This window comes from Acidovorax sp. NB1 (assembly GCF_005405905.1).
Taxonomy (GTDB): Bacteria; Pseudomonadota; Gammaproteobacteria; order Burkholderiales; family Burkholderiaceae_C; genus Acidovorax.
In genome coordinates this window covers 19,494-42,137 of the sequence record NZ_BJHU01000058.1, presented here as the reverse complement: position 1 = coordinate 42,137, position 22,644 = coordinate 19,494, and the positions used below count along the sequence as shown (strand labels likewise).

Genomic DNA, 22,644 nt, shown 5'->3' with positions numbered 1-22,644 from the left:
CTAGTTGCTGGGAAGCGTTCGTGCATCCAGCTTGAACACCGCCACCGCCCCCACCAAGGCCTGGGCCTGGTGGCTCAGGCTGCTGGCAGCAGCCGCCATTTCCTCGACCAGCGCCGCGTTCTGCTGGGTGACCTGGTCCATCTGCGTGACGGCCTCGCCCACCTGCGACACGCCCGTGCTCTGCTCGCTGCTGGCGGCGCTGATCTCGCCCATGATGTCCGTCACGCGGCGAATGGCCCCCACCACCTCGGTCATGGTGATGCCCGCCTTGTCCACCAGCTGGGTGCCCTGCTCGACCCGCTCCACGCTGGCAGTGATGAGCGACTTGATCTCTTTGGCCGCCTCGGCGCTGCGCTGGGCCAGATTGCGCACCTCGCCCGCCACCACCGCAAAGCCCCGGCCCTGCTCGCCCGCGCGGGCGGCCTCCACGGCCGCGTTCAGCGCCAGGATGTTGGTCTGGAACGCAATGCCGTCGATCACGCTGATGATGTCGGCGATCTTTTTGCTGCTGTCGTTGATGCCCTTCATGGTGGTCACCACCTCGGCCACCACATCGCCGCCCTGCCCCGCCACGGTGGACGCGCTCATGGCGAGCTGATTGGCCTGGCGGGCGTTGTCGGCGTTCTGCTTGACGGTGGAACTCAGCTCCTCCATTGACGCTGCCGTCTCCTGCAGCGCGCTAGCCTGCTGTTCGGTGCGGATCGACAGGTCGTTGTTGCCTGATGCGATCTCGGCACTGGCCGAGGCCACGCCCTGCGCGTTGCCGCGCACGCCCGATACCACATGCGCCAGGTTGTCGCGCATGGTCGTCAGGCCGCCCAGCAATTGGGCGATCTCGTCCTTGCCCCGCGCCTGGATGGGCACCGTGAGGTCGCCCTGAGCTACCGCATCGGAAATCCGCACCGCGTCGCCCAGCGCGCGAGAAATCTGCCGGATCATCGAGCCGCCAACCAGTAGTGCCAGCAGTAACCCCAGCACTACTGCACTCGTGGTCACGACCCAGATGGTCTGGTAGCTTGCTGCAGCACTGTCGTACTCTTTCTTGGCCTCATCGAGTTGCACTTGTATGAGCTGGCTCAGCACATCCTGTAAAGGATCCATCGCCGGATACATATCTTTGGCAGCAAAGGTGGTGATGCCAGGAATGTCGCCAGCTCGAAAAAGCCCTTGCAACACCTCTGTCGCTTTGTCTGCATTCGCCTGTAGGGGCTTGAATTGATCCACGAGCTTGACCTCTTCCGGTGCCAGCTGTGTAGCCAGATAGGCAGTCCAGTTTGATTCGATCGCTTTGCGAGCATCATTCACTGATTGCAGGCCCTGGGCAGGTGTCATGCCCCCATCCCGCACCTTGTGGGCGGCATCCACCACGTTGACGGCATACATGTCCGCCACGATCTTGAGCTGCTTGAGAGGGACTACCCTGTCGTCGTATACCGACTTGAGCCCTGTATTCGAGTGGCCCATTCCCACAAGGCCAATGCCTCCAACCATCAAGACCAGGCAGCACAGCACTGCAAGAAGGGCTGCTAAGCGGGTGGAAATTTTTAGATTATTCATCTGGCGGCGCTCCAATCAGAGCGCGCTGTGATGCTGAGGAAGCGCTGCTCAATCCAATTTTGGGAAAAGGAGGAGGACGAAATTGAGGGTGAGGTCATGAACGTGGGTGGGTGGTTTCTGGATCGATGGCCCAAATATAATGATAAAAATGATATTTGTCAAATTTGCAGAAATTTCTATTTTTGCCATTTTTGAAATTTTCTGAGTCCCGTCGAAAGCAAAGACTGAACTTCCGGTAGACCGTGACGGTCTCTGGTGCGTCGACATGAGTACGTGGTTGCGCTAAGGACCGGTCGTTCGAGCCGGCTGGCGCTGCGCAAGCGCGCTCCCGGCAACAAGGGTGGCGAAGCCATTCAGGATGCGAGGTGGTCAAGGACCGGTGCTTGCGGTTGCTGTCACTGAAGCACTGGGCTGTGAATGACTCAGATCAGCCTATAACGGCCAGACACTCCGCCTAAAAAATCTGCCTATTCCCGCCCACGGACGCTCAGCACCTTGCGCCCGGCATCAATCACATCACTACTAATTTGATAGCTACAAGCGCTTTATAGATAGGCGGTAGAGCCCGATATTCTTCAAATTTCGGCACACCGCACCACTGAAACCACGCACGCACCAATCTCGCCGGTGCTCAAGGCGCACTGCAACTGAGACAGACAACACACCGCCGCGCCAGCAAAAGCCAGCGCGGCGGCGCGTGGTGCGCAACGCTTTCTTTCTCTCTCAGGCAACGGCTTACTTCACCGCAAACCGCACATTCGCTGCCTTCTTGCCCGGTAGCGTCACCAGCGCCACCACCTTGGTGCCTGCTGCGACCTTGAAGGTGCCTTTGGTTTCGAGCCTACCCTCGCCTGCCGGTACAAGCACAGCCTCGGATTTTTCGGTGCCGTTCAGCAGGGTGAGCTTGGCGCTCACGCCCTCGGTCTTGGCGGGTTTGCCGTGGTCGCGCAGGTGCAGGGTCAGAGTGTCGGGCTTGGCGACGAGTTCGTAGTCCATGTCGTTGGCTTCGGCCACGATGCCGCCGTGTTGGGGCTTGTGGTCGTGGCCTGCGCCGTGGTCGCCAGCGGCGTAAGCGGCGGTGGTGGCCACAGCTGCGAGGGCCAGGGCGGCGAAAAGTTGGCGGGTGGTTTTCATGAGAGTCCTTTCAACGGGTGAATGAAAAAGCAAACGAACAAATAAAGAGAACAAACACAAAACAGGAAAAGCTCAGAACGCCTCGGCGTTCTTGTCGTCCAGCAGGCGTTCGGCATCCTTGCGGCCAAACAGCCAGAACAGGGCCGGGGTGAGGAAGGTGTCGAGCAGCGTGGAGCTGATGAGGCCGCTGAAGATGACCACCGCCACCGGGTGCAGGATTTCGGTGCCGGGGCGCTCGGCCTCCAGCAGCAGCGGGGCCAGGGCAAAGGCGGTGACCAGGGCGGTCATCAGCACGGGGCTCAGGCGCTCCAGCGAGCCGCGCACGATCATGGCGGTGTCAAAGCGCTCGCCTTCCACGCGCATCAGGTTGAGGTAGTGGCTCACTTTCAAAATGCCGTTGCGCACCGAGATGCCCGCCAGCGTGATGAAGCCGATCAGTGCCGCCACTGACAGCGGCTGGCCCGACACCCACAGCCCCAGCACCGCGCCCACCAGCGCCAGCGGGATGTTGGCCATGATGAGGGCCGACAGCGTGGCCGAGCGGTAGCGCGTGTACAGCACCACAAACATCAGCACCAGCGAGACGATGGCCAGCAGGCCCACCAGGCGGCTGGCTTCTTCCTGCGCCTGGAACTGGCCGCCCAGGGTGATGAAGTAGCCCTCGGGCAGGCGGGTTTCGCCCACGGCCTGGCGGATGTCGGCCACCACGTCGGACAGCGCCCTGCCCTGCGCGTTGGCCGACAGCACGATGCGGCGCTTGCCATCATCGCGGCTGATCTGGTTGGGGCCGTCGCCTTCTTCGATGGTGGCCAGGCGCGACAGGGGCACGGGGCCACGGGGCGTGTCGATGAGCACACGTGCCAGGCCGTCGATGGAGCGTGCGCTGTCGGGCAGGCGCACCACCAGCGCAAAGCGGCGGCTGCCTTCCACCACCTGGGCTACTTTCTCGCCCTCGACCAGCGTTTGCAGCGCAGCCAGCACCTGGGGTGCGGGCACGCCCATTTGGGCGGCGGCGGCGTAGTCCACGCGCACGGTGATCTGCGGTGCCAGCACCTGTTTTTCCACCTCCAGGTCGGCCAGGCCGGGGATGGTGGCCAGCCGTGCGCGCAGGGCTTCGGCCTGGCCGCGCAGGGTGTCCAGGTCGTCACCAAAGAGCTTGATGGCGATTTGCGAGCGCACGCCCGACAGCATGTGGTCGATGCGGTGCGAGATGGGCTGGCCGATGGCGATGGCGGCAGGCAGGTGCGCGAGGCGGCTGCGGATGTCGGCCTGCACCTCGGCCATGCTGCGTTTCAGCTCGGCGGCAGGCAGCAGGCCCACGTCCAGCTCGCTCACGTGTACGCCTTCGGCATGCTCGTCCAGCTCGGCACGGCCACTGCGCCGGCCCACGTGGGTGACCTCGGGCACCTGGCGCACCAGCACCTCGGCCTGGCGGGCCAGCGCGCTCGATTCGGCCAGCGTGACGCCGGGGTTGAGCCGCATGCCGATGAGCAGCGTGCCTTCGTTGAACGGCGGCAAGAACGTGGTAGGGAAAAACGGCACCGCCGCTGCCGACAGCGCCACCGCCGCCGCGCTCACGGCCAGGGCGGTGCGTGGGCGCGCCAGCACGGCTGCAAGCCCGTTGCGGTAGCGCGCCTTGAGCCAGGCCACCACGCGGGTGTCACCATGGTCGAGGTTCTTCATGCGCGGCAGCAGGTAAAACGCCAGCACTGGCGTGACGGTGACCGACACCAGCAGGGACGCCAGCGTGGACACGATGAACGCAATGCCCAGCGGCACAAACAGCCGCCCCTCGATGCCCGGCAGCGCAAACAGCGGCAAGAACACCAGCACGATGATGGCCGTGGCATAGAGGATGCCCGAGCGCACTTCCATCGACGCGAGCTTGACCACCTCGATGGGGTGCAGGCGGTGGTGGGGGTGCTTGGCGCGGTCCACCTTCAGGCGGCGCAGCACGTTTTCTACATCGACCACGGCGTCGTCCACCAGACCGCCGATGGCAATGGCCAGGCCGCCCAGCGTCATGGTGTTGATCGACAGGCCGAAGTACTTGAACACCAGCGCGGTAATGAAGATGGACACCGGGATGGCCGTGAGCGCAATCACCGTGGGCCGCAGCGTGCCCAGGAACACGAACAAAATCATCGCCACAAACACCGAGGCGCCCATGAGCTTGCCCTGCAAGGTGGTGACCGAGGCCTCGATAAAACTCGCCTGGCGGAAGGTGACGCGGGGCGCCTCCATGCCGGTGGGCAGCGAGTTCTTCAGGTCCACCAGCGCGGCCTCGATGCTGCGCGTGAGGCCGATGGTGTCGGCCGTGGGCTGCTTTTGGATGCCCAGGATGACGGCGCCCTGCCCTTCAAAGCCCGCGTCGCCGCGTTTGGTGGCGGCGGCAAAGGTCGCATCGGCCACCTGGCGCAGCAGCACGCTTTGGCCGTTTTTGGCGGTGAGTGCCAGGTTCTGCAGGTCTTCGAGCCGCGAGGTGCGGCCCAGGTGGCGGATGAGGTATTCGCGCCCGCCCAGTTCCAGAAACCCACCCGAGGTATTGGCCGCAAAGCCCTTGAGTGCGCCCGTGAGCTGCTCGTGCGTGATGCCCAGCGCCGCCATGCGTGCCGTGTCGGGCAGCACCTGGAACTGGCGCACCTCGCCGCCGATGGGGATGACCTGCGCCACGCCGGGGATGGCCATGAGGCGCGGGCGCAGCACCCAGTCGGCGTACTCGCGCACGGCCATGGGCGTGGTCTTGGCCGCATCGATGGGGATGGCCACCTGCATGATCTCGCCCATGATGGAGCTGATGGGCCCCATGCGTGGCGTGATGCCGCTGGGCAGGCCCTCTTCCATGGACGACAGGCGCTCCGACACCATCTGGCGCGCGCGGTAGATGTCGGTGCTCCAGTCGAAGGTGACATAGATGAACGACAGGCCCGCGCTGGAGGTGGAGCGCACGCTCTCCACGCCCGGCAGGCCGTTCATGGTGGTCTCCAGCGGGAAGGTGATGAGCTGCTCCACCTCTTCGGCGGCCATGCCGCCCGCCTCGGTCATGAGGGTGACGGTGGGTTTGTTGAGGTCGGGGAACACGTCCACCGGCGTGCGCGAGAGCGTGAAAGCGCCATAGGCCATGAGCACGGCAGCGGCGATGAGCACCAGCAGCCTGTTAGTCAGGCTGTTTTCTAGAAGCCACTTGAACATTGCGGTGGCTCCTTAGCGGACCTGGTTGATGAGCGTAGCGCCCTGCGTGGCCACGCGGTCGCCGGGCTGCAGGCCCGAGGTCACGGCCACCGAGGTGCCATCCAGCGGCACCGCCGTGACTACCCGTGGCGCAAAGCGCTCGGGCGCTTCCTTGACCCACACGATGGTCTGGTTGGCCGGGTTGCGCAGCAGCGCGGCGGCGGGCACCTGCACACCATCGACCTTGTCGGTGGACTGCACGAACACGCGCACGGGCTGGCCCAAGGCCAAGGTGCCGAGCGCAGCCGCATCGCCCGCAAACTGCAGCGGCTGCGCCTGGTCGCGCAGGCTGCGCGCCGCGCCCACAAAGCGCAGCGGCACGCGCTGCCCGCCCACGGCCAGCGTGGCACCGGCCACGTTGTGCGCCTGGGCGGTGTCGTAGGCCAGGGCCTCGATGCGCAGGCGCGATGGGTCTACCACCTCAAACACCAGCTCGCGCGCATCCACCACTTGGCCCGCCACGGCGTTGGCCGATGCGATGACGCCCGACACCGGGGCCACCAGCGCATCGCGTGTGGCCAGGCCCGCGCCCACGGCGCCCAGGCGCTGGGTGAGGCTGTGCAGCTCACTCTCGGCAGCCTCGATGTCTTTTCGCGGCACGGTGTCGGCCAGCTCGGTCAGGCGCGCCACGCGCCGGGCGGCCAGGTCGCGGGCTGCGCGCAGCTCGGCCTGCTGGGCCAGTTGGTTGGATCGTTCAATGGCGCCCGCCGTGGGCACCACATAGGCCAGCACCTCGCCCTTGCGCACGGCCTGGCCCACACCGGGCAGGCCCTTGGGCCCGGCCTCCAGCCGCCCGGCCAGCACGGCCTGCACCTTGCCGCCTGCGTTGGGGTCCATCACCACGGTGCCCGCCAGCTCAAAGGCCTTGGCGTGTTGCCCGGCGGTAGTCACCAGAGTGCGCACGCCCAGTTGGCGCTGCGCGGGCTTGGGTAGAAACACGCTGCCATCGGGCTGGCGGCTGGGGCCGTTGCTGGTGGGTGCTGGCGGCGCGTCGCCATGGTCGTGACCAGGGCCTGCCAGGGCTTGCAGGGGGGCGCTGAGCGCGGTGGCCAGCAGCAGGGCCATCCATGAAGACATGGGGGTGGATCGCTTCATGCGGCACCTCCTACGCGCTGGGGGTTGCCGATGCGGGCCGCACGGCCCCGGCGCAGGCGCCATGCGGCAACCAGCGCCAGCAGCACGGCGGCTGCGGCGCCTGCCATCAGCGCGGTGCGGCGGGCCAGCCCGGTGGGGGCGGCATCGGTGTGAGCGGCGGGGTGCAGGTCGATCTCGCCAGCCAGCAGGTCAGTGTCGCTGCCTGCGGCCACGGTGGCGGTGACGGGGCTCACACCCTCGGCCAGCGGGGCGGCCAGGGTGGCCTGGAACTCGCCCTCGGCCACGCGGGTGACAGGCACGTTGGTGCCTGCAATGTCCAGCTCCAGCCGGGCGTCTTTCACGGGGCGGTTGTCGGCTGCGTGGTCCAGGTAGAGCGCGATTTTTGGCCCGTCGAGCACACCCACCAGTTCAAACAGGTCGGAGGTGGCGGCAAAGCGCGGCAGGGCCGTGCCCGCTGCGGCAGCGGGGGCTTCGCCATGGTCGTGGCCTGGGCCCGCCAGCGCGGTGGGCGGCAACAGGCCCAGCAGCAGGGCCAGGCCCAGGGTAGAAAAAGTGGAAGAGCGTTTCATGGTGATCATCAAAAGTGGTGGATGCCCCAAGGGCGTCATTGCGGCAGCAGGCCCAGGGCCTGGCGCAGGGTGGAGACGGCGGCAGCAGCATCGATGCGGGCGCGGGCCAGTTGGCGTTCGGCCTGGGCGGCCTCCAGCTCCACACGCAGGCGCGTGGGGCCGTCGGCTTCGCCCAGGCGGAAGGCCTTGTCGATAAAGCCGCGTGTGCCCTGCGCCAACGCCAAGTGGCGTGCCAGCGCGTCGTGCTGGGCCTGGGTGGCTTTGACGCGGGCCATGGCGGCGGCGATGTCGGCGGCCAGCCGGTCTCGCTCGGCAGCGGCGCGGGCCTCGGCGGCCAGGGCTTCGGCGCGGGCAGCGGCCTGCTTGGCCTGTGCCCGGTCACCCCCACCCAGAGGCACGCGCAGACCCACGGTGAAGGTCTGTTGGTAGCGGTCGCCTGCCTGCTCGCGTCCGCGCGTGACGGCCACCTTCAGCTCGGGGTTGGCGCGGGTCTGCACGGCGGCCAGGTCGGCGGCGCGGCGGGCCACCTCGGCCTGGTCCTGCCAGTCGGCTGCTGCGGGGTGCTGGGCAGCGGCTGCCGTGGCGTCTGGCACGGCGGGCTCGGGCTCCGCCGCGTCGGCCAGCGCTAAGTCGGGCACGGCCTTGATGCCCCAAGCTGCCAGCGACGCCTGCGCTGCGTCGCGCGCGCCCTGGGCCTCGGCCACGGCGGCTTCGGCCTGGGCCACGGCGCCGTCGGCCTGCGCCTGGTCGGCGCGCGACAGGTCGCCCGCACGCACGCGGCGCGCCACGTCGGCGGCCAGGCGCTGGGCGTTCAGCAGCCGGTCTTGCGCCAGGGCCCAGTCGGCCTGCGCGCGCTGTGCCGCCCACCAGGCTTCGCGCACGGTAGCGGCCAGTTGCAGCTGCGCGGCGCGCTGGCGGCTGCTCAGCGCTTGCACTTCGGCGTCGGCCAAGGCCGCCTTGCGGGCGCGCTCGCCGGGCAGCCACAGCGGCAGGGCCAGGCCCACCTCGGCTTCGCGGCTGCCCTGGTTGCTGCCGGGGCGGTCGGTTTTGGTGGACAGCTCCAGCGCCATGGGCTCGGCCGTCCAGGCAGTCGCCGCGCTGCGTGTGGCCTGCGCGGCCTCGCGCCGCAAAGCTGCAGACTGCGCTTCGGGCTGGCGTTGCCAGGCCTGGTCAAACAGGGCCTGGAGGGTGAGCGGCGCGGTGCCGGGGTGGGTGGGCTGGGCCTGTGCGGCACTGCCCAGCAGTGCGTAGCCCAACGCCATGGCCGCGAGTGCGGCGGTGGGCGTGTGTTGTCGATAGTTCGTTGGTTGCATCCGATTCCTCTGCAGTGGCCAGGGGCCACAGGTTGAAATCGGCGAGGCGCGATGGATGAAGGGGACGGTCAGCGGTGCATGCACGCTAACAGCGAGACGCGCACCGCTACTGCCAGGGAAGGCAGGTCTCCGACAGCATCAGGAAAAGAAACGGGGCCACCCGAGCCCCCGCCTCGCCGCTCAGGCGAGGAAGGACCAGTTGGGGCGTTCGGGGCGCGTAAGGGGTGCGGGCGGCCAAGCGGGTACGCCCTGGCCCGGTGGGTGCGCCACGGCCACCAAGATGGCCTGAGCGCTGGCGCTGTGCGCCAAACCACTGCCTGCGCCATGGCAGGCATGGCAGTCCATGTCGGCCAGGGTGCTGGGGGTGGCCGGGGCCAAATGGTCGGCACCTTCATCGCCATGGTGCTCGTGCACATGGTGGCCAAAGTGCGATGCCTGCGGCGCTGACTCGTGCCCGCAATAGGGCGAGGCCGCCGCCCAGATGGACTGGAGCGGCATGAACACCAACAGAAAGACGAGCAGCAAGCGGCGCATGGGCAGCGGGATTCTAAGCAGGCCACGCCACCCGTCCCGCCAGATAGCCTGACGGGTTGAGGGGCCTAGCCCGGTGGGTTGCACAGGCACACCATGCAGATGCTTCACTTTTTATAGCAATCTTTGAGACCCATAGCGCGGCAGAGGCCATTTTGACTACAGAAATGCCATTCACTGCGCCGCCACCAGGTACTGCGGCACCCCGTCGGCCGCCAGCACCGGCGTGCTGTGCACACCCCACACCTGCGCGATGGTGGCGGGGGTCAGCAGGCGGATGGTGGCGTCCATGCTGCGCGGGCCTGGCAGGCAGGGGGCGAGCAGCAGGCTGTCGTGGGCGTAGCGCAGGGCCAGGTTCAGGTCGTGCAGCACCGCGACCACGCCCACGCCCTGCTCCACCGCCCAGCGGCGCACCAGGGCCAGCGTATGGTGCTGGTGGGCCAGGTCAAGGGCGGCGGTGGGCTCGTCCAGCAGCAGCCAGCGGGGGGCGCCATCGGGCAGGGGTTCCCAGATTTGCGCCAGGGCGCGGGCCAAGTGGCTGCGGGCGCGTTCGCCGCCCGACAGGGTGTTGATGCTGCGCCCGGCCAGGTGGGCCACGCCCGTGGCCTCCATGGCCTGGCCGACGATGAGCGCCTCGTGGCGGCTGGGCTGCTGGCGGTGCGGAAAGCGCCCCATCTCCACCACCTCTTGCACCGTGAAGTCAAACGCCACCGCCGTGTCTTGCGGCAGCACGGCGCGCTGGCGGGCCAGGGCCGGGGTGCTGTGGCCAGACACGGGCCGCCCGCCCAGCCGCACCTGGCCCGAGCGCGGTGCGCGCTGGCCCGAGAGCATGGCCAGCAGCGTGGACTTGCCTGCGCCGTTGGGTCCCAGGATGGCCGTGACGCGGCCCGCCGCCAACTGCGTATGCACGGTGGCCAGCAAGGGCCTGCCGGGCACGCCCACACCCAACTGGTCGCACACCAACAGATCGGCGGCGTTGGCGTTGGCCGTGGCCACCGTGGCGTTGGCAGCAGCGACGGCGTTCATACCTTGCTCCTGAACTGGCGCAGCATGGCCAAAAACAGCGGCACGCCGATGAACGCGGTTAGCACGCCCAGCGGCAACTCGGCGGGCTGGACGATGGTGCGGGCCACACCGTCGGCCACCAGCACCAGCGCGGCGCCCAGCAGGGCCGAGCCCGGCAGCACCACGCGGTGGTCCGGCCCGGCCACCAGGCGCACACAGTGCGGCGCCACCAGGCCAATGAAGCCGATGATGCCCGTCGCCGCCGTGACGGCACCCACTGCCAGCGCGGTCACCAGCACCGCCAGGCGCTTGGTGCGCTCCACCGGAACGCCCAACAGCGCGGCCTGCGCCTCGCCCAGCGCGATGGCATTGAGCGGCCGGGCCAGTGCCAGACCCATGGCGCAGGCGGCGGCCACCACGCCGCTCACCAGCAGCACGGCGCTCCAGCGGGCGCCGCCCAGGCTGCCCAGCAGCCACATCTGAAGGTTGCGCAACTGCTCGTCGGTGGAGATGAAATTGAGATAGCCCAGCCCCGCCAGCGCCAGCGCATTGACCGCCACGCCAGCCAGCAGCATGAGCCCCATGCGCGTGCCGCCGTCGGCCTGCGCCAGCGCATAGATCAGCGCCGTGACCAGCAGGCCGCCGCCAAAGGCCGTGGTCACCAGCGCCCAGCTGCCCAGGGTGCGTGGCATGTCGGGCAGCCAGTGGCTGCCCAGCACGATGGTGGCAGCCGCAGCCAGCGCGGCGCCGCTGCTCACGCCCACCAGTCCGGGGTCGGCCAGCGGGTTGCGGAACAGGCCCTGCATCAGCGCCCCGGCCAAGCCCAGGCCCGCGCCAGCGGCCACGCCCATGCACAGGCGCGGCAGGCGGATGTTCATGAACACCAGGTATTCGGGCGCGGGCTCGGCCGCCGGGGCCAGGCCCAGGGCCTGCAGCAGCATCTGCCCCAGCATGTGCACCAGTTGGGCGGGTGCGATGGCGTAAGCGCCGCGTGTGGCCGCCCACACCAGGGCCAGCAGCACCAGCACCACCCCCAGCAGCAAGGCGGTGCGCGGCGCCAGCCGCCCTGGGGCCAGGCGCAGGCGGTGCGGGCCGCGTGGGCCGCGCCGTGGCAGCGGAACCGCGCTCACGCCAGGGCCGCCAGCATGCGGGTGTGCAACTCGCGCACGGCGCTGGGCAGGCGCGGGCCAAAGCCCAGCAGGTGGCTGGCCTCCATGGTCACCAGCGCCTTGCGGCGAAAGGCGGGCGTGAGGGCCAGTTCGGGCCGCTGCCAAAACGCCGCCTCGCCGCCCAGCGCCTCAATGCCCTGGGTGCTGTTGAGCAGCACCTCGGGCGCCGCGCTGGCCATGGCCTCGGCGGTGAGGGGCCGGTAGCCCGCAAACTGCGTGATGGCGTTGGTGCCGCCCGCCAAGCGAATCAGCGCATCGGCCGCCGTGCCGGTGCCCGCCACCATGGGGCTGCCGCCGTGCGACAGGATGAAGAGCGCACGCGGGCGCCGGGTGGCAGCAGCCACTACCTTGTTCACCGCCGCCCACTGCGCGTCCAGCTCGGCCTGCAGGGCCTGGGCCTCGCGCTCGCGGCCCGCCACGCGGCCCACGGTGCTGACCTTGCGGCGCACCTCGTCCCAGGTGTGGTCGGCCTGCACCAGCTCCACACGCACGCCAGCGCTGCGCACCTGGTCCAGCACCACGGGCGGCCCGGCCTCGGTGGTGCCCACCACGGCATCGGGCTTCAGCGAGAGCAAGCCCTCGGCCGAAAGCTGGCGCATGTAGCCAACCTTGGCGGTGCGCAGCGCGGCCTCGGGGAACAGGCTGGTGGTGTCGGTGCCCACCAGTTGGCCCTGGGCGCCCAGCAGGTAGACCACCTCTGTCAACGCGCCGCCCAGCGAGACGATGCGCGGCGGCCGGGCCGGGGTGGCGGCCCAGGCAGCGCTGCCACCCAGGGCGGAAAGCAAGGGGGCTGCCAGCGCACTGCGCAGCAGTTGCCTGCGCACACCAGCGTGCACCCCACTTTGCACAGCCATCGGATCACGCAGCATGGGCCAGCTCCTGCACGCCGGGCAAGCGTGCCACCAGGTCGCGCCAGCCCTGCAGCTCGGGCTTGCCGGGCTTGCGCGCACCAAAGAACATGGCCATCAGCTCGCCGCTGTGGTCAAAGGCCTCGACCGAGGTAACGACGCCATCGGCCGTGGGTTTCTCGACCACCCACACGTGGGCGACCATGTCGGTACGCAGGTGCAGGTTGAAGCCCTCGTCCAGCACGTTGATCCACTGCGCACGCGGCGTATCGAGCGGCTGAATATTGCGCACCGGCCCGGTGTGGATCTGGATGCAGCCGCCGCTGCCCACAAACACCATGATGGGCAGGCCGTCCACCGCCGCTTCGTCCAGCAGGCGCACCACGGCCTGCGGTGCGGCGCGCCAGGCAAACTGGCCTTCGACCAAACGGAAGCTCTGCTGGCGCTCCACGCCAAACTTTTTGGTCAGGCCAAAGAACTCGTGCGTGTCCTGCATGGCCGCCCAGGCCTCGCGCAGGCCATCGGCGTCGATGTCGGCATCGGGCCTTGCTGCCTCTGCCTCCGGCGCGGGGCCGAACACATAGCCCGCGCTGGGCAAGGCAAAGCGCTGCACCACGGCGTCGAAGGCTGCCAGGTCGGTGGCCTCGCGCACAAACACCTTGTGCACCGCCCGGCCATGGGCGTTGAAGAACTGCAGGCTGCGCGATGGCGGTTTGGCGGGGCCGTTGGTCAGTTCGGTCACCGCAAAGCCCGCATGCCACTGCGCAAAGAAAAGGCGCAGGTCAATGTCCTCGCCCAGCGCAATGCCCACCGGCCCGGTGGCCGACACGTGCGTGTACACGCCGGTCTTCTCGTGCACCGTGCTCTCGTTGCGGGTCAGCGCCATCAGCGGGCCGCAGGCCTCTAGCGCCTGCAGCAGCTCCAGCCACGAACCCTGCAACGGCACGGCCTTGAGCGGGTGGCTGTGCTCGCCCGCATGGGCGGCCACGGCAGCGCCCTCCGACAGACCCAGGCCCTCGGCGGCGTCCTTGGCGCGCTGGCCTGCGGCGCGGGCTGCGGCAAATTGCGCACGGATGTCGGGCGCGGCCAGCGGCGGGTGGGCTGGCACGCTGGGGTGGCTCGTCACAGCGGCATTCATTGCACGGCCTCCGGCGCGGTGTGCCACAGCACGCGGCGTTGTTCGGCAGCCACCATCGCGGCGCTGGCGGCCACGTCCTGGCGCGCCTTGCACTGCTGCTCCCAGCGGCTTTGCAGGCTCCAGACCACGGTGCGGAAATGCGGCGTAAAGCCCGCGGCATCGGCCAGCATCTGCAGGTTGGCCGCGATCTTGCGGCCCATGGCGTCGCGGTGGCTGTCGCAGCAGGCCTGCACATAGCCGGTCATCAGCGCCAGGGTGCCCGCCAGCAGTGCCTCGGCACAGGGCAGGCTGTATTCCTCGTCGCAATGGGCGCCGGACATGGGCGTATCGGGCGTGTCAGGGGCATGGCTCATGAACTGTCTCCTTGATGAAGTGCCTGAAAAGGTGCCTAGGGAGGTGACTCAGAAATCCGCCACCAGCGACACGCGCACGGCGCGGCCCGGCTGGCTGTAGGCGTCGATGAAGCTGGCATTGGCGGCCAGGCCGCGCACGTCGGCCCAGCGCCAGTGTTTTTTGTCGGTGAGGTTGTAGATGCCTGCGTTCAGGCGCAGGTCCTTGCGGATGCGCCACTGGGCCGACAGGTCCAGCACCGTGTACGACGGCGTGAGGAACTGCGTGCTGCCCGTGGCCACCGTCACATCGCTGGCCTTCTTGGCAGCGCTGTGGGTCATGTCCAGCCGCGCCATCCAGCCGCCGCTGTCATAGCGCAGGCCCGCTGTCAGCCGCGATGGGTCCACGGTGTTGACGGGTTTGCCCGTGGCAGTGTCGCGGCCGCGTGTCTGGCCATAGGCAAACGGAGAACTCCACTGCCCCCCCGCCCAATGGCCCCAGCGCATGTCGCCCTTGACCTCAAAGCCATTGAGCTTGACGCGGCCGATGTTGACCGACTGGAACACCAGCGGGTTGCCCGGTGCGCCCGTGCCGCTGACCTGGCGCAGGTCCTCGATGAAGTCCTTGTAGCGGCCGGTGAAGGCTGCAGCCTCGATGGACAAGCGCTCCATGCGCCCGCGCACGCCCAGCTCAAAGTTCTGGCTCTTCTCGGGCTGGAGGTTGGCATTGGGCACCGTGCGGTAGTTGCCCACCGGGTTCTCGAAAAAGGCGTTGACCTGCCCTGCATTGGGCGCACGGAAGCCCGCTGCGTAGTTGCCAAACACGCTCCACTGCTCGCTGGCGCGGTACAGCACGCCCAACTTGGGCGAGGTGGCGTTGCCCGACAGCGACACGGCCTGCGCGCCAAAGCCCGCCTGGTCGGCCTGGATACGAAAGGTGTCAAAGCGCACGCCGGGCGTGATGCTCCAGGGGCCGGTCACGAACTCGTCCTGCACATACAGGGCCGTGCTGGTCTCGGTGGTGTCGGGGAATCGTTTGAGCGGGAAGGTCTCGCCCGTGGGCGGCGTCACGCCGGTCTGCAGGTTCTCGACCTTGGCGGAGGTGTGGTCCAGCCCGTAGGTGATCTTCTGTACCCACGGCCCGCCGTTGCGCAGCACCTTGCTGCCCTGCAGGTTGGCCTGCCAGGTGCGCTCGTCATAGGTCACGTCACGCACGCGGTCGGCGGCGGTGTTGCGGTCTTCGGTGATGTACTCGCGCGAATGGGCGTCCTGCCAGCTCAGCGTGGCTTTCACATCATCGGCAAAGGCTGTGTTCACGCGCCACGATCCTTCCCAGGTGGCGCGGCTGCGCTGCATGTCGGTGAATGAGGTGGAGCCCAGCACCGAGGTGGCGGCCAGCGGCGGCTTGGAGCGCGCGGTGAGCAGTTCGTAGTCCGACGTCTTGTCCACCTGCTCCAGCGTGAACACATGGCGCTGGCCGCCGCCGGGCGTCACCACCACCTTGCCCAACAAAGCGGCGCTTTTGTCCTTTTGCGGATTGGGCTGGGTGCGGTCGGCGTTGGCGGCATCGTTGGTGCCCATGTTGTCCAGCTCACGGGCGCGGGTGACATTGCCGCCCAGCAGCCACTGCACCGTGTCGCCCGCCTTGCCCGCCACCGTGGCGCCCACGCGCTTGTCGCTTTCGTCGCCGTCATACCCCAGGCTGACCCGGCCGCCGATGCGCTTGTCGCCTTCGAGGAAGGCCGCAGGGTCTGCCGTGATGAAGTTGACCAGGCCCGCCATGCCATCCGAGCCATACAGCGCCGAGGTGGCGCCACGCACCACCTCCACACGCTGCAGCAGGCCGATGTCCAGGTAGTCGCGCCCAAAGGCATTGGCGCTGAACACATAGCTGCGCGGCAGGCGCATGCCGTCCACCATCATCAGCACGCGGTTGCCTTCCAGCCCCCGGATGTTGAAGCCCGCGTTTTGCTCGCGCCCCGTGGAGCCACTGGCCAGCGAGAAGCGTGCGGGCGAGCGCGTGACCGACACATTGGGCAGCTCGCGCGCCACGTCGCGGATGTCGCGCACCTGGCCTTCTTCGATGGCCTGCGCGTTGATCACGTCGATGCTCATGGGCAGCTCGTCGCGGTCCTGCTCGCTGCGCGAGCCGCTGATGACCACCTCTTTGAGTACCGGTCCTGCAGCTACCAATTGGGCCGCATCTTGCGCATGCGCGCTGCCAATGGCCGCACATGCACAGGCCACCAGCCATGTGAGTGGCCGCAGACGGCCTTGGAGCCATTGATCGGAGGCGTGCGCTTGTGCGCGCCGGGAGGAAAACGAAGGGGAACGGAATGCCTGCGCCACGGAGGGAAGTCCTTCTCTGAAACGACAACGAATACAGAGCTGGCTCCATGCAGACGGACCGGGCTTCTGCGGGCAGCAGAAGGGGCCGTTGTGGCTGGCTGATGGGGTTTATTATATGAGAATAATTCTCAATAAAAACCAACAATTGGGCGCATCACAAAAACAAAGCGGCTGACCACTCCACGCAGTCAGCCGCTCATCTTTTGATAGCTATCAGCGCACTACCATTGCGCGCAGGCAGCCATTTTTTCTTGAAATATCACACAGCCGCAGCCACCACCGGCATGCGGATCAGGTGATCGAACGCGCTCAGCGCGGCCTTCGATCCTTCGCCCGCTGCGATCACGATCTGCTTGAACGGCACCGTGGTGCAGTCGCCCGCTGCAAACACGCCAGGCAGGTTGGTGCGGCCGTGCGAATCGACAATGATTTCGCCAAAGCGCGACAGCTCCACCGTGCCCTTGAGCCATTCGGTGTTGGGCACGAGGCCGATCTGCACAAACACACCTTCCAGCGCCACGGTGTGCTCCACGTTGGTGGCGCGGTCCTTGTACTTGAGGCCGTTCACCTTGCCGTCGGCGCCGGTGATTTCGGTCGTCTGCGCATTGGTGTGGATGGTCACGTTGGGCAGGCTCTTGAGCTTGTTGACCAGCACGGCGTCGGCCTTGAGCTGGTCGGCGAACTCGATCAGCGTGACATGCGCCACGATGCCAGCCAGATCGATGGCTGCTTCCACGCCGCTGTTGCCGCCACCGATCACGGACACGCGCTTGCCCTTGAACAGCGGGCCGTCGCAGTGCGGGCAGTAGGCCACGCCCTTGTTCTTGTACTCGGCTTCGCCGGGCACGTTGACATTGCGCCAGCGGGCACCGGTGGACAGGATCACGGTCTTGGATTTGAGCGTGCCGCCGTTGGCCAGCTGCACTTCGATCAGGCCCCCGGGCTCGGTCGCAGGGACCAGCTTGTCGGCGCGCTGCAGGTTCATGATGTCCACGTCGTAGGCGCGGGTGTGGGCTTCGAGTGCGGCGGCAAACTTGGGGCCGTCGGTTTCGAGCACCGAGATGTAGTTCTCGATGGCCAGCGTGTCGTTGACCTGACCACCAAAACGCTCGGCCGCCACGCCAGTACGGATGCCCTTGCGGGCGGCATACACGGCGGCTGCGGCGCCAGCGGGGCCGCCACCCACGATGAGCACGTCGTACGGTGCCTTGGCCGACAGCTTGGCGGCGTCGCGGGCGGCGGCGCCGGTGTCGAGCTTGGCCACGATCTCTTCGACCGACATGCGGCCCGAGCCGAACACCTTGCCGTTGAGGAACACCATGGGCACAGCCATGATTTCGCGGTCGGCCACTTCCTGCTGGAAGGCGCCGCCTTCGATCACGGTGGTCTTGACCTGGGGGTTGACGATGGCCATGAGCGACAGCGCCTGCACCACGTCCGGGCAGTTGTGGCAGGTCAGGCTCATGTAGACCTCGAAGTTGAAGTCCCCTTCGAGCGCAGCGATCTGCTCGATCACCTCGGGCTCAACCTTGGGCGGGTGGCCACCGGTCCACAAGAGGGCCAGCACCAGCGAGGTGAATTCATGGCCCAGGGGCAGGCCCGCAAAACGCAGGCTGTTGGTGGCGCCCACACGCTGCAGGCTGAACGAGGGCTTGCGCGCATCGTTGCCGTCGGTGCGCAGCGTGATCTTGTCGCTGCGCAGGGACTGGATGGTCGTCAGCAGCTCGCGCATCTCGCGGGCGGTGTCGCTGTCGTCCAGGGACGCCACCAGCTCAAAAGGCTGCTGCACGCGCTCCAGGTAGGCAGAAAGCTGGGTCTTGAGTTGTTCGTCGAGCATGGTGGTGTCCTTTGAATTTCGATTTATAGGTTGGGGTCTGGGGCTGCTTTTGGCAACCTTGAAACCGCAACGGAGCCTGAGAAAAGGCGGAATACGGCGAAGTACGGGCGTAAAAAAGCCGGACGGCATGGCACACAGGCACCATGACGCTGTCCGGCTGGGGAGCCCCACGCAAGGGGCTCTGCCGAATCAGTGGCAGCTTAGATCTTGCCGACCAGGTCCAGCGAAGGAGCCAGGGTCTTGGCGCCTTCGTTCCACTTGGCGGGGCACACTTGGCCAGGGTTGGCGGCGGTGTACTGGGCAGCCTTGAGCTTGCGCACGGTTTCCTTCACATCGCGGGCGATTTCGTTGGAGTGGATTTCGGCGGTCTTGATGATGCCGTCGGGGTTGATCACGAAAGTGCCCCGCAGTGCCAGACCTTCTTCAGGGATGTGCACACCGAAAGCGTTGGTCAGCTGGTGCGTTGGGTCGCCAACCAGGGGGAACTTGGCCTTGCCCACGGCAGGGCTGGTTTCGTGCCAGACCTTGTGCGAGAAGTGCGTGTCGGTCGTGACGATGTAGACCTCGGTGCCAGCCTTCTGGAATTCTGCGTAGTGCTCGGCAGCGTCTTCGATTTCGGTGGGGCAGTTGAAGGTGAAGGCTGCAGGCATGAAGATCAGCACGGACCACTTGCCCTTCAGGTCGGCTTCGGTCAGGTCGATGAACTCGCCCTTGCCATTGCGGTTGACGAAAGCGGTGGTCTTGAACGGCTGAACGGGGGTGTTGATCAGGGACATTGCTGTTTCCTTTGGGTTGGTTGGTTAACTGAACAGGACTGAAGTCTAGGCCCTTTGGAGCCATGAATCCAATCAATTGATTTAATTCAATCAATTGTCTATGACTATATAACGACACGCCTGTAACCCCAGAATTGGCCCTCACCACCCCAACGCCGCAAACGCGAACACAACTCAGCATCAAATGCAGCCATTGCGCAAAAACATGGGATTGCCTTGCACGGGTTGACGGGTGTCACGACAATCGGGGCCGCATTCACAGACACAACAAACCAGGAAGGAGTCCCCCATGAAAGGCGACGCACAAGTCATCGGCCATCTGCAGGCCCAGCTCAAGAACGAACTGACCGCCATCAACCAGTACTTCCTGCACTACCGCATGCTCAAGCACTGGGGCTTCGACAAGCTGGCCAAGAAGGAATACTCCGAATCCATCGGCGAGATGAAACATGCCGACTGGCTCATGGACCGCATCTTCATGCTGGATGGCCTGCCCAATCTGCAGGACCTGGCCAAGCTGCAAGTGGGTGAGGATGTGCCCGAGATCCTGGCCTGCGACCTGCGTTCCGAACAAGGGGCCCAGGCCACCATCAAGGAAGGCATTGCCTACTGCGAAACGGTGCGCGACTATGTCTCGCGCGACCTGCTGCAAAAGATCCTCGACGACACCGAAGAGCACATCGACTTCCTCGAAACCCAGATCGATCTGATCGACAAGGTGGGCATTCAGAACTACCTGCAGTCGCAAATGGGCGACGCGGACTGATCCACAGAATTCTCCGGAGCGCTCCACGAAAACCACCAAGAAGAAGAGAATCAAGAAAACGGGCTCCGGCCCGTTTTTTTGTGCCCGCTTGCTGCCTTTTTTATCGCCCGTGTCCCGGCTGCCATGCCCCCAGCTGTCACGGGTTGTTGCAAGTGCACATCAAAGACAGAAAATTCCCGCATTCATAAATGCGAATGCTTCTCAACAAAAGTAGAATACCGGCCTACGATCGGCGCCCGCGCCTGTGTCGCCCCTGCGATGTTGCTGTGGGCACCAGGCACGTGCTGCAGCCGAGTCCCATGACTTCCTGACTACCGAGCCAGCCAGTCAGCCCGGCCCCGCCGTCGGCTGCAGCCAGCGTTTGTGTGTTTTTTGTACCCACACCTGCCTGGAGCCTCCTTGCTGATGCTGCGCCGCACCGCCCGTCCCTGCCTTGCAGGGCCACGACCCCCTTCCTCTTGCCCCTGTACGCCCGGCGCCACCCGGGCACGGCCATGAAGGCCGCGCGCGTCGATGGACGCTACCGGCTGGCCATCACCTCCCGGGCCGTGGCTGCGGTGGGGGGCGGCTATGCGCTGGCCGCCGGTTTCACGGCGGCGCTGTCGCTGCTGCTTGCGCAGTGCATGCCGCGTGTGGAGGCCGTGCTCACGGCCACCATGCTCTCCTGGGTGGTGTATGCCGTCGCCGCAGGCTGGGCTTTTTATGCGCGCACCGCCTGGGGCGCCTGGGGCGGCACGCTGCTGCCCGCACTGGCGCTGGGCGCTTGCGCCATGGCACCGCAATGGATGAAAGCCGCCGCATGACCAGCACCACACTCCCCTCCCACACCCCGGCAGAACGGGCCCCAACAGCCACCGCCGCCAGCACCGCCCCTGAAGCTGCCCGCAAAGCCCGGAAGCCGAAGGCGCCCAACGACCGCGAAGGCTTTCGCCAGGCCATGTCGTGGCTGCACACCTGGGCGGGGCTGATCCTGGGCTGGCTGCTGTTTGCAATCTTCCTCACCGGCACGCTGTCCTTCTTCAAGAACGAGTTCAACCTGTGGATGCGCCCCGAGATGCATGGCCTGCAGCCGGTGGATGCCACCGACCCGCAGGTGGCGCAGAAGGCCCTGGACGCGCTGGTGCGCAAGGCACCCAGCGTCACACAGTGGATCATGCACCTGCCTGACGACCGCGACCCCGCCGTCAACATCCTGTGGCGCGGCACGGGCAACGGCCGCTTCGAGACGCTGCGCATGAACCCGCAAACCGGCGAGGCCATCGACACCCGCCAGACCATGGGCGGCGACTTCTTCTACCGCTTTCACTTCGAGCTGCGCACGGCGCAAAAGGGCCGCTGGGCCATCGAGGGCCGCTGGGTCGTGGGTGTGGCCACCATGCTGATGTTTGTGGCGCTGATCTCGGGGGTGATCACGCACCGCCGCATCTTCAAGGACTTCTTCACATTCCGCCCCACCAAGGGCGGGCAGCGTGCCTGGCTGGACGCGCACAACGTCACCGGCGTGCTGGTGCTGCCGTTCTACCTGATGATCACCTTCAGCGGGCTGATGATCTTCCACACGCTGTACATGCCTGCGGGCATTGCCACGGCCTACAAGGGGGAGAAAGGCGTGGACTCCAACGCGTACTTTGCCGACCTGCAGGGCGAGAAGGCCGAAAGCCGCCCCCGCCGTGGCGCCACCGACAAGGTCGAGCCCCTGCCCGCCATCGCCCTGCCGCCCATCCTGGCCGAGGCCCGCACCCGCTGGGACGGCGGGCGCATCGGCAGCGTGCAGGCGCGCCGCGATGCCAAGGGCCGCGCCGTGGTCGAAGTCACCCGCCACGAGGGTGACCGCCTGCAATACCGCCCTCCGCGCCTGCTGTTTGACGCCACCACCGGCCAGTGGCTGGACCAGGCCGATGCCACCGGCCCCGCCGTCAAGACCTACGGCGTGCTGTATGGCCTGCACATGGCGCGGTTTGCCGATGTGGGCCTGCGCTGGGCGCTGTTTGGCTTTGGCCTGCTGGGCAGCCTGATGATTGCCACCGGCATGGTGCTGTGGTCGGTCAAGCGCAGCGCCAAGTCGCAGACACAGGCAAGCCGCAAAGGGGCCGCAGCCAACGCAGGCACCGCCACAAAGCCACCGTTTGGCGAGCGTCTGGTGGCGGCCATTAACATCGCCACGCTGGCGGGCCTGCCGCTGGCCTGCGGCGTGTACATAGCCTCCAACCGCCTGATCCCGCTGGGCACCGAGGGCCGGGCCGATGTGGAGCTGGCCTGGTTCTTCAGCACCTGGGGCCTGGCCCTGCTGTGGGCGCTGGCCTGCGCCGTGGTGCGGCCCAGCCGCGTGGGCTGGTCGGTGCCGCTGGGCGCTGCGGGGCTGGTGTGGGCGCTGCTACCGGTCATCAACGCCCTGACCACCCACACCCACCTCGGCATCACGCTGCCTGCGGGTGAGTGGGTGTGGGCCAGCATGGACCTGGCCTTCCTGGCCACCGGGCTGCTGCTGGGCTGGCTGTCATGGCGCCTGCGCCCGGGCCGTTTGCCCCGGGGCACCATCGCAGCGGCCAAGGCGCCCCGCGCGGCACAAGCGGCAGCCTTGCCCGCTGCGCCCGATGTGTCTGTTTCAACGTCGGGGGCCTGAGCACCATGTCCGCTTTTCTGCTGTGTTTTGCGGCCTGGTCGGCCATTGCGCTGGGCATGGACCGCCACCACGAAGATGCCACAGGCCGCGAAGGTGCGGCCCGCCGCCTGCAACAGCTGCGCCGCGCCGGATGGCTGCTGCTGTTGCTGTCGCTGTGGCTGGCCGCACACCCCGCCGGTGGTGTGCCTGCCTCGCTGGGCGTGACCGCATGGACGGTGGCCCTGTCGGTGGCCGCTGTGGCCGTGACGGCCGCCGTGACCTGGCAGCCCCGCCGCGCGCCCCTGCTGGCGGGGGTGGCCCTGGTGGTGGGCCTCGCCGCCTGGGCCTGGGGCTGGTGAACGCGAAGGACGCTGCGGCCCAGCTGGCCCGCCGCT

The 22,644-nt window shown here is 67.2% G+C and carries 19 protein-coding genes; 4 read left to right on the top strand and 15 right to left on the bottom strand.

Annotated features, from left to right (window positions below):
- From AvAM_RS24340 to ahpC, 15 genes are all read right to left on the bottom strand, one after another.
- On the bottom strand, positions 1–1,557 hold the full coding sequence (locus AvAM_RS24340) for a methyl-accepting chemotaxis protein (RefSeq protein WP_137749487.1): 1,557 nt from the start codon (positions 1,555–1,557) through the stop codon (positions 1–3).
- A gap of 735 nt (positions 1,558–2,292) precedes the next feature.
- Positions 2,293–2,691 (bottom strand): hypothetical protein, encoded by a 399-nt coding sequence (locus AvAM_RS24335; protein WP_137749486.1) that lies wholly within the window; start codon positions 2,689–2,691, stop codon positions 2,293–2,295.
- A 72-nt stretch (positions 2,692–2,763) separates the two neighbouring features.
- Positions 2,764–5,883 (bottom strand): efflux RND transporter permease subunit, encoded by a 3,120-nt coding sequence (locus AvAM_RS24330; protein WP_137749485.1) that lies wholly within the window; start codon positions 5,881–5,883, stop codon positions 2,764–2,766.
- A 12-nt stretch (positions 5,884–5,895) separates the two neighbouring features.
- On the bottom strand, positions 5,896–7,017 hold the full coding sequence (locus tag AvAM_RS24325) for an efflux RND transporter periplasmic adaptor subunit (protein WP_137749484.1): 1,122 nt from the start codon (positions 7,015–7,017) through the stop codon (positions 5,896–5,898).
- Positions 7,014–7,586, bottom strand: a complete 573-nt coding sequence (locus AvAM_RS24320) for a hypothetical protein (RefSeq protein WP_137749483.1) — start codon at positions 7,584–7,586, stop codon at positions 7,014–7,016. The genes AvAM_RS24325 and AvAM_RS24320 overlap by 4 nt, the downstream gene beginning before the upstream one ends.
- A 35-nt stretch (positions 7,587–7,621) precedes the next feature.
- Positions 7,622–8,899, bottom strand: coding sequence for a TolC family protein (locus AvAM_RS24315; protein WP_137749482.1), 1,278 nt, complete (start codon positions 8,897–8,899; stop codon positions 7,622–7,624).
- 180 nt (positions 8,900–9,079) lie between these two features.
- Positions 9,080–9,433 (bottom strand): hypothetical protein, encoded by a 354-nt coding sequence (locus AvAM_RS24310; protein WP_137749481.1) that lies wholly within the window; start codon positions 9,431–9,433, stop codon positions 9,080–9,082.
- Between the two features lie 171 nt (positions 9,434–9,604).
- A complete protein-coding gene (locus AvAM_RS24305; protein WP_137749480.1) occupies positions 9,605–10,456 on the bottom strand; it encodes a heme ABC transporter ATP-binding protein in 852 nt (283 codons plus the stop codon).
- Complete coding sequence (locus AvAM_RS24300) at positions 10,453–11,565, bottom strand: iron ABC transporter permease (protein ID WP_137749479.1); 1,113 nt, start codon at positions 11,563–11,565, stop codon at positions 10,453–10,455. The genes AvAM_RS24305 and AvAM_RS24300 overlap by 4 nt, the downstream gene beginning before the upstream one ends.
- The gene (locus tag AvAM_RS24295) at positions 11,562–12,473 is read right to left on the bottom strand and encodes a hemin ABC transporter substrate-binding protein (protein ID WP_249368379.1); all 912 of its coding nucleotides are present in this window, start codon (positions 12,471–12,473) and stop codon (positions 11,562–11,564) included. The genes AvAM_RS24300 and AvAM_RS24295 overlap by 4 nt, the downstream gene beginning before the upstream one ends.
- The gene (locus tag AvAM_RS24290) at positions 12,463–13,590 is read right to left on the bottom strand and encodes a hemin-degrading factor (RefSeq protein ID WP_137749478.1); all 1,128 of its coding nucleotides are present in this window, start codon (positions 13,588–13,590) and stop codon (positions 12,463–12,465) included. The genes AvAM_RS24295 and AvAM_RS24290 overlap by 11 nt, the downstream gene beginning before the upstream one ends.
- Positions 13,587–13,943, bottom strand: coding sequence for a hypothetical protein (locus tag AvAM_RS24285; protein WP_137749477.1), 357 nt, complete (start codon positions 13,941–13,943; stop codon positions 13,587–13,589). The genes AvAM_RS24290 and AvAM_RS24285 overlap by 4 nt, the downstream gene beginning before the upstream one ends.
- Positions 13,944–13,991: 48 nt before the next feature.
- Positions 13,992–16,112 carry a TonB-dependent hemoglobin/transferrin/lactoferrin family receptor gene (locus AvAM_RS24280; protein ID WP_375708170.1) on the bottom strand — a complete coding sequence of 707 codons (2,121 nt, stop codon included), beginning with the start codon at positions 16,110–16,112 and terminating at the stop codon, positions 13,992–13,994.
- 415 nt (positions 16,113–16,527) lie between these two features.
- On the bottom strand, positions 16,528–18,105 hold the full coding sequence (gene ahpF, locus AvAM_RS24275) for an alkyl hydroperoxide reductase subunit F (protein WP_137749476.1): 1,578 nt from the start codon (positions 18,103–18,105) through the stop codon (positions 16,528–16,530).
- A 200-nt stretch (positions 18,106–18,305) separates the two neighbouring features.
- Entirely contained in the window at positions 18,306–18,881 is a 576-nt protein-coding gene (gene ahpC / locus AvAM_RS24270; RefSeq protein WP_063462036.1) for an alkyl hydroperoxide reductase subunit C, read from the bottom strand.
- A gap of 289 nt (positions 18,882–19,170) precedes the next feature.
- On the opposite strand from ahpC, the gene bfr reads away from it, so the two are divergent.
- From bfr to AvAM_RS24250, 4 genes are all read left to right on the top strand, one after another.
- Positions 19,171–19,647, top strand: coding sequence for a bacterioferritin (bfr, locus tag AvAM_RS24265; RefSeq protein ID WP_094285837.1), 477 nt, complete (start codon positions 19,171–19,173; stop codon positions 19,645–19,647).
- Positions 19,648–20,141: 494 nt separating this feature from the next.
- Positions 20,142–20,450 carry a DUF3649 domain-containing protein gene (locus AvAM_RS24260; protein WP_137749539.1) on the top strand — a complete coding sequence of 103 codons (309 nt, stop codon included), beginning with the start codon at positions 20,142–20,144 and terminating at the stop codon, positions 20,448–20,450.
- Entirely contained in the window at positions 20,447–22,270 is a 1,824-nt protein-coding gene (locus tag AvAM_RS24255) for a PepSY domain-containing protein (RefSeq protein WP_137749475.1), read from the top strand. The genes AvAM_RS24260 and AvAM_RS24255 overlap by 4 nt, the downstream gene beginning before the upstream one ends.
- Positions 22,271–22,275: 5 nt before the next feature.
- On the top strand, positions 22,276–22,608 hold the full coding sequence (locus AvAM_RS24250) for a DUF3325 domain-containing protein (protein WP_137749474.1): 333 nt from the start codon (positions 22,276–22,278) through the stop codon (positions 22,606–22,608).
- Positions 22,609–22,644 lie beyond the last annotated feature (36 nt).

Bases quoted from the DNA above. Each gene is read 5' to 3' on its own strand.
- AvAM_RS24340 (WP_137749487.1), bottom strand. From the start codon at position 1,557: ATGAATAATCTAAAAATTTCCACCCGCTTAGCAGCCCTTCTTGCAGTG.
- AvAM_RS24335 (WP_137749486.1), bottom strand. From the start codon at position 2,691: ATGAAAACCACCCGCCAACTTTTCGCCGCCCTGGCCCTCGCAGCTGTG.
- AvAM_RS24330 (WP_137749485.1), bottom strand. From the start codon at position 5,883: ATGTTCAAGTGGCTTCTAGAAAACAGCCTGACTAACAGGCTGCTGGTG.
- AvAM_RS24325 (WP_137749484.1), bottom strand. From the start codon at position 7,017: ATGAAGCGATCCACCCCCATGTCTTCATGGATGGCCCTGCTGCTGGCC.
- AvAM_RS24320 (WP_137749483.1), bottom strand. From the start codon at position 7,586: ATGAAACGCTCTTCCACTTTTTCTACCCTGGGCCTGGCCCTGCTGCTG.
- AvAM_RS24315 (WP_137749482.1), bottom strand. From the start codon at position 8,899: ATGCAACCAACGAACTATCGACAACACACGCCCACCGCCGCACTCGCG.
- AvAM_RS24310 (WP_137749481.1), bottom strand. From the start codon at position 9,433: ATGCGCCGCTTGCTGCTCGTCTTTCTGTTGGTGTTCATGCCGCTCCAG.
- AvAM_RS24305 (WP_137749480.1), bottom strand. From the start codon at position 10,456: ATGAACGCCGTCGCTGCTGCCAACGCCACGGTGGCCACGGCCAACGCC.
- AvAM_RS24295 (WP_249368379.1), bottom strand. From the start codon at position 12,473: ATGCTGCGTGATCCGATGGCTGTGCAAAGTGGGGTGCACGCTGGTGTG.
- AvAM_RS24290 (WP_137749478.1), bottom strand. From the start codon at position 13,590: ATGAATGCCGCTGTGACGAGCCACCCCAGCGTGCCAGCCCACCCGCCG.
- AvAM_RS24285 (WP_137749477.1), bottom strand. From the start codon at position 13,943: ATGAGCCATGCCCCTGACACGCCCGATACGCCCATGTCCGGCGCCCAT.
- ahpF (WP_137749476.1), bottom strand. From the start codon at position 18,105: ATGCTCGACGAACAACTCAAGACCCAGCTTTCTGCCTACCTGGAGCGC.
- ahpC (WP_063462036.1), bottom strand. From the start codon at position 18,881: ATGTCCCTGATCAACACCCCCGTTCAGCCGTTCAAGACCACCGCTTTC.
- bfr (WP_094285837.1), top strand. From the start codon at position 19,171: ATGAAAGGCGACGCACAAGTCATCGGCCATCTGCAGGCCCAGCTCAAG.
- AvAM_RS24260 (WP_137749539.1), top strand. From the start codon at position 20,142: ATGAAGGCCGCGCGCGTCGATGGACGCTACCGGCTGGCCATCACCTCC.
- AvAM_RS24255 (WP_137749475.1), top strand. From the start codon at position 20,447: ATGACCAGCACCACACTCCCCTCCCACACCCCGGCAGAACGGGCCCCA.
- AvAM_RS24250 (WP_137749474.1), top strand. From the start codon at position 22,276: ATGTCCGCTTTTCTGCTGTGTTTTGCGGCCTGGTCGGCCATTGCGCTG.